Raw genomic sequence first — 12,332 nt, forward strand, 5'->3', positions numbered from 1 at the left:
GCGCGTCCAAATCATGCGCAGGTGCGGAGCGTCGGAATCCCGGCCCGGAGCCATTCAGATGATCAAGACCCTTCTCACAGGCGTTGCGATGGCGATGGCCCTCTCGTCACCGGTGCTCGCTCAGGATGACGAGCCCCTCCTTCCGCCCACGCCCGCCCAGCGCCAGGTGCAAGACCGCGTTGCCACCGCCGTGTTCGATGTCTGCCTGCCCCTTCTGGACAGCGCCGATGCCGCATCGGGCTGGGCCAGGCTGGGCGTAGCGCCAGCCGCCGTGCCGGGCGCCGACGATGAACCCTTGAGCATCGAGACCGACGACGGCGTCCGCGTCCTTGTCTCGTCCGACCGATGCAGCATCGGCGCCGCGTATGACGAGGAAGCCGGCGTCGGCGACGCCCTGAACGGCCTGACCACCCGCATGGAAGCCGCCGCTGCGGCGTGGACTCAGCAACCCGGCATGGAGGGGGTCGGCGTCCCCTATCTTTCCGCCGATGCGCGCACGTTGATCTTCCCCGACATCCCGGACGCCTCGGTGTCGGTCACTCGTTTCAGCGTCTCGCCTGAAGAGGTCCGCGCCCACTACGCAGCCGCCGAGGCGGCTGAACGCCGCACCGCCGGCGAGGCGGTGATGGCGACTCCGGCCCTGTGCGCCGTCATGAAGGAAGAAGACCCGGCCCCGACCCCAGACTTCGGTGGCGTGCAGGTCGAAATCGGCGGCTACGACCGATTCAGCGGCGCATTGCTGCGCGGCCAGCTCATCGCCTATCTCCAGACAGTCGCTGCAGGCTGCACCCTGGAGGTGATCGGCGGAGATCCGACGCCGACGAACCCCACCCGGATCGAAATCGGCGCCGCCCTCTCCGCGTCCGATTCGGGCTGGACGACCGCCGGCGCCAATGCCTGGACCCGCGTCGATGGCGCCCGTATCGCGGTCATCGAGCCCCTGTCGGACTCCAACAACCTCACCTACACGATCACGCCGCCGTACTGACTCGAGCCTGATCGGTTGAGACGGAAGCGCTTCGCGCTTCTGTCGAAAGCGTGAATCAGGCTCTCGTTCATATCTGGAGCAGGATTCACTGCATCAGCGGAATCGCGAAGCAATTCCGCCTCAGCCGATCCTGCTGTAGGCAAACGGATTCTGTGGACAAGCCAGAACGCTGATCTGCCAAAAGAAATCTCGTCCGTCCACAGAGGTTAACGCGGTTATGCACCGGCCCCGGGGCGATCCTGCACATACCGCGCGAATCGACCCCTTGCTGGATCCCGCGTTTGGAGCGAGCTTGATCACGCCGAGGGACACGGCGGCGCGGAAACCTAGGGAGACCGGGGTTTCAAGCGGGTCGGTCCGGCTCTCTGACCAAGGGTTCCAAGCCACTTCGGTGGACGCGGAAAGCCCGGGCAGGGTCCAGGCTCCCAGCCTTTAGCGCTTCGGTGCGGGGGGATGGAGAACCAGACCGGGATCGATGGACGACGCGAGGGTCAAAAGCCCGGACGAGACGCCACCGGACAGGAGTCGCCAGGATACAGCCGACCGTCGCCGGGTTCGCCCGCCGGCGCTGACGCCAGGGTCCATAACCTCAATGGCCAAGTCCCAACCCGGACTTGGTGGGGGGACGTAAGCACCGGTTCGTCCGGACTTGCGTCCCCTCGCTCAATTCTGGAGCCTGGCGGCATTCGCGGGAACTCTACGACCGGGCCTGACGCAGGCATGTGCCAGACGTCGGCGCCGGGTCTTTGACATCACAGCTTCGAACCCGTCTCTAAGGACGATCCCGACTCCAGTTTTCAGGGTCGACCGCGACCGCTTCGGACGGTTCGGACGCTTCGGACGGTGTTTTGTTGAGCTTGGCCGTCCGGCCTGCCGCGTAAACCGTCAATAGGTCACGCTTCCCTTGCAACCCCTCCGGCCCTAGTTTGCGGCGATGCAACGTCGCGCGACTCATTCCGTCGTCAGCCGCCGCCTCGTCCTTGCCGGCGGCGTCGCCGTCACGGTCACAGGCCTGGCGTCCTGCGGCAGCTCCGAGGCGCCGGTTGACGATGAGGGCCGCGTCCGTATCCGCTTCGCCACCGACTGGCGCGCCCAGGCCGAGCACGGCGGCTTCTATCAGGCCCTCGCCTCGGGCGCTTATGAACGGCGCGGCCTTAACGTCCAGATCATCCAGGGCGGCCCCGGCGTGAACGTGCCCCAGTTGCTGGCCTCCGGCGCCGTCGAACTGGGCATGGGCTCCAACAGCTTCATTCCCCTGAACCTGGTCGCCGAAGGCGCGCCGGTGAAGGCCGTCGCCGCCTTCTTCCAGAAGGACCCCCAGGTCCTGATCGCCCACCCCGACCCGGACCTGACCGGCATCGCCGACCTGGCCGGCCGCCCCTTCCTGCTGGCCGACGCCTCGATCACCGCCTTCTGGGTCTGGCTGAAGGCCAAATACGGCTTCACTGACGACCAGGTCCGCAAATACAATTTCAATCCCGCCCCCTTCCTCGCCGACGAACGGGCCGTGCAGCAGGGCTATCTGACGAGCGAGCCCTACACGATCGAGAAGGAGGCAGGCTTCGAACCGCGCGTCTTCCTCCTCGCCGATGAGGGCTACCCCTCCTACGCCACAATGGTGATGTCGCCGGACGGGTTCGCCCGCGACAATGCGGCCGCCTTGCGGAGCTTCATCGCCGCCTCGGCCGAGGGTTGGCGCGACTACATCCGGGGCGACCCGGCCGCCGCGAACGCCCTGATCAGGAAGGCCAACCCCGAGATGACCCAGGACATCCTGGACCAGGCCCGCACCAAGCTCAGCGAGAACGGCATCGTCGATTCGGGCGATGCGGCCCTCTATGGCCTCGGGGCCATGACCGCCGACCGGTGGCAGGCCTTCTTCGACGTGACTTCACAGGCGAACGTCTATCCCGCCGACCTGCGCTGGCGCGACGCCTTCACCGACGAATTCCTCCCCGGCCGTGGCTGACCAGGGCCGGGCGGCGGTCGCCGGCCTTTCAAACGTCAGGATGGACTATCCCGGCCGCGCCTCGCTTGGTCCGCTGGACCTGACCGTCGGTCCGCGCGAGATCGTCGCCATCGTCGGCGCGTCCGGCGCCGGCAAGTCGACCGCGCTCCGCCTGCTTGCCGGACTCGAACACCCTGCCGCCGGGACTGTCATTCGCCCCGCCGAGCCCGGCCGCACAGGTTTCGTCTTCCAGAACCCGACCCTGATGCCCTGGGCCGACGCGCGCGCCAACGTCGCCCTGCCGCTGGAGCTGTCCGGCGTGCCTGCCGTCGAGGCCCGCCGCCGAGCGGACGACAGCCTCGCCGCCACGGGCCTCGGCGACCGCACCACAGCCCGTCCGCGCCAACTGTCCGGCGGTATGGCCATGCGGGTCTCCCTCGCTCGCGCCCTGTCGGTCGAACCCGATCTTCTGCTGCTCGACGAACCCTTCGCCGCGCTCGACTCTACCACCCGGCGTGGCCTGATCGAGGACCTGCACCGCCTCTGGGCCGCCCGCCCCATGGCCATGGTCTTCGTCACCCACGACGTGGAGGAGGCCGCCTACCTGGCCGGACGCGTGGTCGTCCTGTCCCGCGCCGAGGGCCGAGCCGTCGCCGATATCGCCATGCCCGGCGCACTGCCCCGCCCCGAAGGCTGGCGAAGCGACCCCGCTCATCGCGAGGCAGTCGAGGCGGTCGCCGAGGCACTGGCGCGCTCGATGGAACTGGCGTCGTGAAACGCCACCTCATAGACGCCCTGCCCGCCCTTCTCCTGACCGCCGTCCTGCTGGCGATCTGGGAGGCATCGTGCCGCCTGCTGCATGTGCCGGTCTATTTCCTGCCGCCACCCAGCGATGTCGCCCGCGCCCTGGTCGACAACGGCGCGATCCTTGCCGGCTCGGCCTTGCAAACCTTCTGGATGGCGCTGAAGGCCCTGCTCGTGGCGGCCCTGATCGGCGGTGGTCTGGCGATCAGCGTCTCCCTCAGCCGCCCGGCGGAGCGCGCCGTGGCTCCGCTGGCGGTTACGCTCCAGGTCACGCCGGTCGTCGCCATCGCGCCTCTGGTGCTGATCTGGTTCGGGCTCGACCATGCCGACCGGGCAGTCACGGCGCTCGCCGCCGCCATTGCCTTCTTCCCTATCTTCTCCGGCGTCCTGACCGGGTTGAAGTCGGCCGACCCGGATCTGGCGCGGCTGTTCGATCTGCACGCCGCTTCTCCGCTCCAGCGCCTGTGGCGCCTCCGCCTGCCCTCCGCCCTGCCCTTCGCCCTGGAGGGCCTGCGCGTCGCGGCGGGTCAAGCGGTGGTCGGCGCCGTGGTGGCCGAGTTCGTCTCTGGCTCTGGCGCGGCACAGGGTCTCGCCTGGCGTCTGCTCGAGGCCGGGAACCGTCTGCGCACGGCCGAACTTCTCGCCGCCCTCGTCTGCCTCGCCCTTCTCGGCCTCTCGCTCAACGGCGCGACCCGGCTGATCGAGCGTCGGCTGCTACGCGACCGGGCCTGAAGTCTTTACGCATGTTAGCGCGGGGTTAAGCCCGGGCTGCCTAGGCTTTGCGCGACGTTCGTCTCGAACGGGAGCCCCGCCTTTGCAGCACCGCACCCCCCGAATTCTGACGCTGCTCCTGGCGACGGCGGGCACGTGTCTCGCCGCCTCGGGCGCCGTGGCCCAGTCCAATACCGACCGCACTCCCGCGCCGGGCCGCTACCTGAACTGGGCCAACCGCCCGGCCAATACGACTCCCGCCAATGTCGTCGCCGAGCAGACTCGCGCCCGCAACGCCATGATCCCGCGTCGCGTCGCGCCGTCGCAGGCCCCTTACCGGCCTATGATGCAGCCAACCTCGACGCCGCTGCCGGCGTCGCGCGGCCTGACCCCCGCCAGCGCCTGGCTGGGCCCCCGCGTCGCACCCGCTTTCGCCCCGGGCTCCCCTGACCCGATCGGCTACGCCACGACCGAGATGGCGTCCGCCCCGATCTATTCGCCCTCCCCGCCCGCCCCCGTCGAGCACGCCGCGCGCGCTCCGGTCGAACGCGTCGCCGCCGATCCCATGGCGCCCCGCCGCGACGCCCCGGTCTTCAACCTCCCGCGTCAGGTCTCGGCCGCGCAGGCTCCGATGCCGCAAGAGGCGCCGCAACCCGTCGCCGACACCCGCGACCCCATGGCCCCTCGCCGCGACGCTCGCATCTTCCAGATGCAACAGGGCCAGCCCCGGGGTCAGGAACAGGCCTCGCTTCCTGCGCCGACCCAGGCCGCGCCCTCCGGCCAATCCTCGGTCCAGTCCGGTCAGTCGGGCACCCGATACTATTCGGTGCACCGCGACGCGGGCCATCGCCCCGATCCCACGATCCTGCCCGAACCCGTCTATTTCGACAGCGTCACCCTGGACCTCGCCGAACCGCCCGAGAACGAGCCCCTGATGCCGGACGCCCAGGGCCGCCGCCGAGCGGTTCCCAATGCCGATCCGAGCCTGCCATGACCGACGCCGCCTTCGCCCCGGTCGAGACCGGATCGCGCCTGCCCGATTTGATCGTCCTGGCCCAGGAAACTTCCAGCGAGAAACGCCGCGCCCTGCTGCGTGAGCTGACCGAGCATTTCTTCGGGGCCGGAAAGCGCAGTGCAGGCGAGGACGCCCTTTACGACTCGGTCCTGACGGACCTGACCGCCGAGATGGATACCGCCGTCCGCGCCGAGCTCTCGGCCCGATTCGCCCTGTCGCCCGACGCCCCGCGCGGCCTGATCCGGCGGCTGGCGAACGACGAGGTCGCGGTGGCCGAAGCCGTCTTGCGCGCCTCCACCGTCCTCACCGACGACGATCTGCTGGGTGTCGTCCGCTCGAAGGGCCAGGCCCATCTGCGCGCCGTGTCGGAACGCGCGACCGTGTCCGAGGCCGTGTCCGACGTGATCGTGGAACGCGGCGACGACGAGACCCTCGGCACGCTTCTGCGCAACGACGGGGCCCGCTTGTCGCGCGCCGCGACCGAGACCGCTGTCGAGCGTGCCAAGGTCAATCCTGACCTTCATGAGGCGGCTGTCCAGCGCAAGGGCCTGCCCGCTGACCTCCTCAACGACATGTATTTCGTCGTCGAGGGCCGGCTGCGTCAGCAGATCCTCGAACAGAACGCCGCCATGGATCCGGTCCTGCTGGAAAGCGCGCTCGCTGCCGGACGCGCCCGCGTGGCCACCGAGGACGGCGCCCTGCCCGCCGACTACTCTGAATGCCTCGCCTATGTGGAAGAGCTGAAGGCGGCCAACCAGCTGAACCCGATCATGCTGGCCCGCTTCCTGCGTTCCGGCAGCCGGACTTCCTTCCTGATCGCCCTGGCCCAGCTTGCCGATGTGGACTTCCACACCGCCAGCCAGATCGTGGAGAAGAAGGAACTCGACGCACTGGCGGTCATCTGCAAGGCCGCCGACCTCGATCGCTCCCTGTTCCTGACCTTCGCCGTGGTCATCATGGGCGGTGAGGACAATGCGATGGGCAAGGCCCACAGTTACGCCAAACTCTATGCCGAGCTGCAGCGCGACGCCGCCCTGCGCACCCTCCGCTTCTGGCGCATGCGCCGGGGCACGGCTGCTGCGGCCTGAAACGGAAACGCCCGCCTCCTTGCGGAAGCGGGCGTCCTGATCTTCGAACTTTTTAAGACTACTTCTTGGCGGCGCGGGGAGCAGCGCGGGCGGGTTTACGGCCGCCCTGGCCGAGGCCCATCTGCTTGGCCAGGTCCGAACGGGCCTTGGCGTAGTTCGGGGCGACCATCGGGTAGTCCTTGGCCAGGCCCCATTTGGCGCGATATTCTTCCGGGCTCATGTCGTATTTGGTGCGCAGGTGGCGCTTCAGCGACTTGAACTTGCGGCCGTCTTCCAGGCAGATCAGGAAATCGGGGCTGATCGACTTGCGGATCGGCACCGCCGGTTCTTTGACCTCGGGCTCGACCTCGACGACGCCTGTCGAGACCTGGGACAGGGCGGCATGGATATTGGAGATCAGCGACGGCAGATCGTTCGCCGACACGCTGTTGTTGCCGACATAGGCCGACACGATGTCAGCAGTCATTTCGAGCAGTTCGGACCGTTCGTCCAGTCTTGCAGCGTCCACGAGCGTTTCCTTGCCTAATCTTGCCGGACAGTGGCGATTGAGGCTCTGGGAAATACGGATGTTCGGCGATGAAAGCAATGCGCCTCCAGACATCGGGCGTCATAATGTTCTCGGGCAGTCTGACGAACTATAGTCTCACTTCGATCCGAACCCGCTTAACGACCGAAGTTTTCCGCCAGCGCCATCATGGCCGCGCGTTCCGGCGTAGAATAGTCATCCAGCGGCAGTTCATCACCCTCGCGGATAGCTCGCAGCAGGTCCGGTGACAGGGCCGAGGACAGAGACCAGTTCCAGTAACGCAGCACCGTCTGGGCCCGATCGACGGCCAACATCTCAAAGGTGATCTGCACGCGGTCCCAGTCGGGATGGACCAGGCCGTCCGGCGTGGTCTCTGGACGACGCACCGACCGCCACAGGTTCTGAAGATCGACGCGCGACATGCCGGTGGCCTTGCACAGGATGGCGAGGGGCTCTCCGCCGACGTCGCCCATGATCTTGGCGCCCGTCAGAGGCTTGATGCCGGCCAGATAGGCGATCTCGGCCGCGACCTCGCGGTTCAGCCCCTCCCGCGCCGCGACGGTGACCGCGTGTTCCAGGCTGTCGTAGGGGCTTTTGTCGATGGCCGCACGGTTCCGCTGGCGGCGCTCAATGAATTGCAGGGCCTTCCTCGACACCGGATCCTGCCAGCCCTCCTCGGCGGCCATGGCGAAGACGTCCTCGACGACCTCCTGCATGACCTCACGACTGACGGCGAAACGCTGGAGGATGGTCTTCCTGTCCTCGGCCGGCGCCCACCAGAACATCACATAGGCGCCGGACGGACGAAGCTCGGGCCGGCGCAGCAGGGGGCCGCACAGGAGGGGCATCTGGCGGCTCAGTCCCACGATCGCCTCCACTCCGCTCTGCGACAGGCGGGCGGTGGTGTTGCGCAACAGGCATTCGAGAACACCCTGCTCACCGAAGCTGATCAGGGTCTCGGTCACCACCTCGGTCAGGCCGCGGCGGCCTGCCATCAGGAAGCGGTGCTCCGCCCCCGTGTCCCGGGCGCAGGCGACCAGGTCGGCGTCGGTCAGCGACGCGCACTGCTCCAGCAAAAGCCCCGCGATCGCCGGGTCGTCCCTGAGCAGCATCCGCGCCAGGCTGTTCGGCAGTTCGGCCAGCGGCGCCAGTCGCGACGCCACTCGCTGGCGTTCACGCGGGGCCGCCAATCTCAGCATCTCGACCAGCAGGTCGCCGGTCACCGAGCGCTCGAAGGCGTTGACCCGACTGCCCGGCAGGGAGACGACATCGGCAAGGCGCTTCAGCAACGCATGCCGCGCCCGGAAGGCCGGCTGCGGAGCCTCTTGGTCTGGAACGGGCGCCGGATCGGACATGATGCCGCCAGCCTAGCGGCGGACGGGTTAACCGCCGGTGACGGCCTATAATCCCTCGAACAACGCCGTCGACAGGTAGCGTTCGGCGAAACTGGGGATGATGGCGACGATAGTCTTTCCGGCGTTCTCGTCGAGGGTCGCCAGGCGGAAGGCGGCGGTCAGGGCGGCGCCGGACGAGATGCCGACCGGGATCCCCTCGACCCGGGCGACCTTGCGCGCCATTTCGAAACTGTCCTCATTGGAGACCTGTTCGACGCCGTCGATGATCGAGCGATCGACGATCGAGGGGATGAAGCCCGCGCCAATGCCCTGGATCTTGTGTGGTCCGGGCTCTCCGCCGCTGAGGACAGGCGAGGCGGTCGGCTCCACTGCGATCATGCGGATCGAGGGCTTGCGGGCCTTCAGGGCCTGACCGATGCCAGTGATGGTGCCGCCTGTGCCGACCCCGGCGACGACGATGTCCACTGCCCCCGCCGTGTCGTTCCAGATCTCTTCCGCCGTCGTGGACTTGTGGATGGCGGGGTTGGCGGGGTTGTCGAACTGCGCCGGGCTGACGGCGCCCGGCGTGCGTTCGAGCAGTTCGGCGGCCATGGCGATGGCCCCCTTCATCCCCTGCTCCGCCGGGGTCAGCACCAGTTCGGCGCCCAGCAGAGCCAGCATCTTGCGACGTTCGATCGACATCGACTCAGGCATGACCAGGATCAGCCGATAGCCCTTGGCGGCGGCCACGAAGGCCAGGGCGATGCCTGTGTTGCCTGAGGTCGGCTCGATCAGGACGCTGCCCGCCGATATCCTGCCCTGCGCCTCCAGCGCCTCGATCATCGCTACGCCGATCCGGTCCTTCACCGACGAGATCGGGTTGAAGAACTCCAGCTTGGCCAGCACACGGGCCTTTGGCGAATACTCCGCGGACAGGCGCGGAAGGCCGACCAGGGGTGTGTCGCCGATGGTGTCGATGATCGACGCATAGACCTTGCCGCGGCCTTGGGTGGTGCGGCCGTTTGGGGCGTCGTAGTCGGACATGAGTGAGTCTCCGGCTGGAAATATGCACCATCGAAAACAAGGTGCGGTTCGAGCGCATCATGCGGTTCGACAGGACGCGACCGAGACCGCGCACCTGGTGACATAGGCCGTCGTCCATGGCGCACAAGCCAGATTATCTGATCTCCACCCCGCGAAATGCTCGAACCGCTCCCTCACGGAGCCGCCCACAGGAATGCTGACCGGCTCTCTGATTTCGCCCAACCTGCGACGACTGGTTCGGCTTCGCTTTTGCTCTATCCGGGCTTATGCTGTGAACATGGGGACGGCGACGCGGTGATCGACTATGACTTGGACGAGGACGGCAGCGCGCTGTTGTCTTCTATCGTCAACAGTCCGATCGCCTCGGTGATCAGCAATCCTCGCCTGCCCGACAATCCGATTATCGCGGTAAATCAGGCCTTCTGTGACCTGACGGGGTATCGCGACGACGAAATCGTAGGGCGGAACTGCCGCTTCCTGGCAGGACCGGCGACAGAGCCGTGGCTGACAGAACGCATCCGTCAGGGCACGCGGGACCGGAAGCCGACCCTGGTCGAAATCCTCAACTACAAGCGCGATGGCCAGCCGTTCCGCAACGCCGTCCTCGTCGCACCGGTCTTCCTGCCGGATGGAGAGCTGGAATATTTCATCGGCTCTCAGGTCGAGCTGGATCAGGACGCCGTCGGCCCCTCGTCCAGTCGTCACCACCATGCGGTCGAGGTGGTGAGGACCCTGTCGCCTCGACAGCGCGAGGTGCTGCAACAGATCGCCGCCGGTTACCGCAGCAAGCAGATCTCGTTCAGCCTGAACCTCAGCGAGAAGACGGTGAAGATGCACCGCGCCCTGATCCTGGAAAAAGTCGGCACCCACAATATCGCGGACGCCATCCGGCTGGCTGTCGAGGCCGGTCTTTAGCAACCGATATCTCGATTGGGGCCTGAATACGGCCTAAAGGCCGTATGGTGCGACATCGCCCAACTGCCTAACCCTCTCTTACGGCCAGAATCCGGAGTTCGCTGCCTTCGCGCAGTTTCTGATCCGGAGCCAGAAACGCCGATAGGAGAGGATGACTTCAATGCCGACTGTCGAAATCGGGCAATACCTGCTCGTCTACAATGCCTTTTCATTCACATTCGCAACCATGGCGGCAGCGACGCTGTTCCTGTGGTTCGGCCGATCCCAGGTCGGACCCGCCTACAAGACAGCCCTGACGATTTCCGGATTGGTCACGGCCATCGCGGCCTATCACTATTTCCGCATCTTCGAGAGCTGGGAGTCCGCCTACGAAGTCCGTAACGGCGTGATCACCGTGACGGGTCTGGCGTTCAACGACGCCTATCGCTACGTCGACTGGCTCCTGACGGTGCCTTTGCTGCTGATCGAGCTGATCCTGGTCATGCGCCTCAGCCAGGAAGAGACGATGTCGAAGTCTCTGAAGCTCGGCTTCGCCGCCGCCCTGATGATCATTCTGGGCTATCCCGGCGAGATCGCCGACGACAACACGACCCGGGCTATCTGGGGCACCTTGTCGAGCATTCCCTTCGTCTACATCGTCTGGGAACTGTTCAAGGGTCTGGGCGCCTCAATCGAGCGTCAGCCTGAAAGCGTCCGCGGATTGATCAAGAAGGCCCGACTGGTGACGTTCGCGTCCTGGGGCTTCTACCCGATTGTCTACATGATCCCCTACACCAACATCGGTGGAGCCGCTGCCGAGACCTATGTCCAGATCGGATATACGATCGCTGACATCATCGCCAAGGCCGGCGTCGGCGTGATGATCTACATCATCGCCGTCCGCAAATCGCGGGTCGAGTACGGTGAAGCCACCCACGAAACCGCTTCGGTCTGATCGACCAAAGCATAACAGGTCCGGGCAGGCTGAGCGCCTGTCCGGGCTTTGTCACAACAGAAGGCGCAGTCATGACCTCGTCATCGGGCCACCCAGGCTCTGGAGCGAAGACGCCGCCCGGGGCGCGGCTTATGCTCGGCGCCCTGGGACTGACGCTCGTGGGATTGTGGCTCGGCGTGCCGCTGTCCGGACCGACGGCAACGACCCTGGCCTGCCTGGCCTTGCTGATTTTCGGACTGCCCCACGGCACTCTGGATCTTGAACTCATTCGCGCCCGCGCGTCAGGCCCCTGGACGGGGATGGTGGCGCTGGTGTCGATCTATCTGGCGCTGGCGGCCTCAATGTATGGCCTGTGGCGGGTGGAACCCGTCATGGCCCTGGCCGCCTTCATCGGCATCGCCGTCGTGCATTTCTCGGAAGACTGGCAGGGGGCGGGCTCGGTCCTGTTGAGAGCCGGTCTCGCCCTGGCCCTGTTGTCGGCCCCGACCCTGTTTCACCGTGCTGAGTTGGACACGATCTTCATCGGGCTGACCGACCGGGTCGAGGCGACCATCGTGACAGATGCCCTGATGCTGGTCCTGCCGATCACGATCGGAGTGGGCCTCATCGCCGTAGCGTCCCTGTGGCGCGCCGGCCGGCGTGCCCAGGCCCTGGGCGGACTGGCTGCGCTGACAGCCATGATCGTCTTGCCGCCCATCCTGGGGTTCGCACTCTACTTCTGCCTGTTCCACTCGCCCCGCCATTTCCACGAAAGCCTGACGACCCTGTCTTGGGTCAACCTTCGACAGTGGTGGGGGGTGGTCCTGCCGCTAAGTCTGGCAGCGGGCGGGGTCGCCGCTCTGATCTTCGGACTGGAACTGAGAACCGCACTCCCTGACCGGATCATGGCAGCCAGTTTTATGACGCTGTCGATCCTGACGGTGCCGCACATGCTGGCCCCGCTGATCGCCGCCCGACTGTCCCGCCAGGACACATCGCTGATTCCCAACCCAACCGCCTGAAACGGGCGCCCGACTGGAGAGAGA

General features: G+C 66.6%; 12 protein-coding genes. 9 read left to right on the top strand and 3 right to left on the bottom strand.

All coding sequences use genetic code 11. The features are described 5' to 3' along the window. Positions 1-58 precede the first annotated feature (58 nt). The 6 genes from ACP7AB_RS00555 to ACP7AB_RS00580 all read left to right on the top strand — a co-directional run bounded on the left by ACP7AB_RS00555 (position 59) and on the right by ACP7AB_RS00580 (position 6,554). Positions 59-988, top strand: a complete 930-nt coding sequence (locus ACP7AB_RS00555; protein WP_425987859.1) for a hypothetical protein — start codon at positions 59-61, stop codon at positions 986-988. Positions 989-1,922: 934 nt separating this feature from the next. Continuing rightward, positions 1,923-2,957, top strand: coding sequence for an ABC transporter substrate-binding protein (locus tag ACP7AB_RS00560; protein WP_425987862.1), 1,035 nt, complete (start codon positions 1,923-1,925; stop codon positions 2,955-2,957). Positions 2,958-2,997: 40 nt separating this feature from the next. Further along, positions 2,998-3,711 (top strand): ABC transporter ATP-binding protein, encoded by a 714-nt coding sequence (locus tag ACP7AB_RS00565; RefSeq protein ID WP_425988271.1) that lies wholly within the window; start codon positions 2,998-3,000, stop codon positions 3,709-3,711. Continuing rightward, complete coding sequence (locus tag ACP7AB_RS00570; RefSeq protein WP_425987864.1) at positions 3,708-4,472, top strand: ABC transporter permease; 765 nt, start codon at positions 3,708-3,710, stop codon at positions 4,470-4,472. Before ACP7AB_RS00565 ends, ACP7AB_RS00570 begins: the two co-directional genes overlap by 4 nt. An 82-nt stretch (positions 4,473-4,554) precedes the next feature. Beyond that, positions 4,555-5,445: a hypothetical protein gene (locus ACP7AB_RS00575; protein WP_425987866.1), complete on the top strand. Its 891-nt coding sequence runs from the start codon at positions 4,555-4,557 to the stop codon at positions 5,443-5,445. After that, the gene (locus ACP7AB_RS00580) at positions 5,442-6,554 is read left to right on the top strand and encodes a DUF2336 domain-containing protein (protein ID WP_425987868.1); all 1,113 of its coding nucleotides are present in this window, start codon (positions 5,442-5,444) and stop codon (positions 6,552-6,554) included. The genes ACP7AB_RS00575 and ACP7AB_RS00580 overlap by 4 nt, the downstream gene beginning before the upstream one ends. Before the next feature lie 58 nt (positions 6,555-6,612). Here the strand turns inward: ACP7AB_RS00580 and ACP7AB_RS00585 are convergent, their stop codons facing one another. The 3 genes from ACP7AB_RS00585 to cysK all read right to left on the bottom strand — a co-directional run bounded on the left by ACP7AB_RS00585 (position 6,613) and on the right by cysK (position 9,458). After that, a complete protein-coding gene (locus ACP7AB_RS00585; protein ID WP_425988274.1) occupies positions 6,613-7,020 on the bottom strand; it encodes a MucR family transcriptional regulator in 408 nt (135 codons plus the stop codon). Positions 7,021-7,217: 197 nt separating this feature from the next. After that, positions 7,218-8,435: a DUF2336 domain-containing protein gene (locus tag ACP7AB_RS00590; RefSeq protein ID WP_425987870.1), complete on the bottom strand. Its 1,218-nt coding sequence runs from the start codon at positions 8,433-8,435 to the stop codon at positions 7,218-7,220. A gap of 45 nt (positions 8,436-8,480) precedes the next feature. Beyond that, complete coding sequence (gene cysK, locus ACP7AB_RS00595) at positions 8,481-9,458, bottom strand: cysteine synthase A (protein WP_425987872.1); 978 nt, start codon at positions 9,456-9,458, stop codon at positions 8,481-8,483. Between the two features lie 294 nt (positions 9,459-9,752). Here cysK and ACP7AB_RS00600 point away from each other — a divergent pair, with 294 nt between their 5' ends. The 3 genes from ACP7AB_RS00600 to ACP7AB_RS00610 all read left to right on the top strand — a co-directional run bounded on the left by ACP7AB_RS00600 (position 9,753) and on the right by ACP7AB_RS00610 (position 12,308). Beyond that, entirely contained in the window at positions 9,753-10,373 is a 621-nt protein-coding gene (locus tag ACP7AB_RS00600) for a LuxR C-terminal-related transcriptional regulator (RefSeq protein ID WP_425987874.1), read from the top strand. 160 nt (positions 10,374-10,533) lie between these two features. Further along, positions 10,534-11,307, top strand: a complete 774-nt coding sequence (locus ACP7AB_RS00605) for a bacteriorhodopsin-like (RefSeq protein WP_425987876.1) — start codon at positions 10,534-10,536, stop codon at positions 11,305-11,307. A 71-nt stretch (positions 11,308-11,378) separates the two neighbouring features. Further along, the gene (locus ACP7AB_RS00610) at positions 11,379-12,308 is read left to right on the top strand and encodes a Brp/Blh family beta-carotene 15,15'-dioxygenase (protein WP_426046053.1); all 930 of its coding nucleotides are present in this window, start codon (positions 11,379-11,381) and stop codon (positions 12,306-12,308) included. Positions 12,309-12,332 lie beyond the last annotated feature (24 nt).

It is taken from the genome of Brevundimonas sp. TWP3-1-2b1 (genome assembly GCF_049896165.1).
GTDB lineage: Bacteria > Pseudomonadota > Alphaproteobacteria > Caulobacterales > Caulobacteraceae > Brevundimonas > Brevundimonas subvibrioides_B.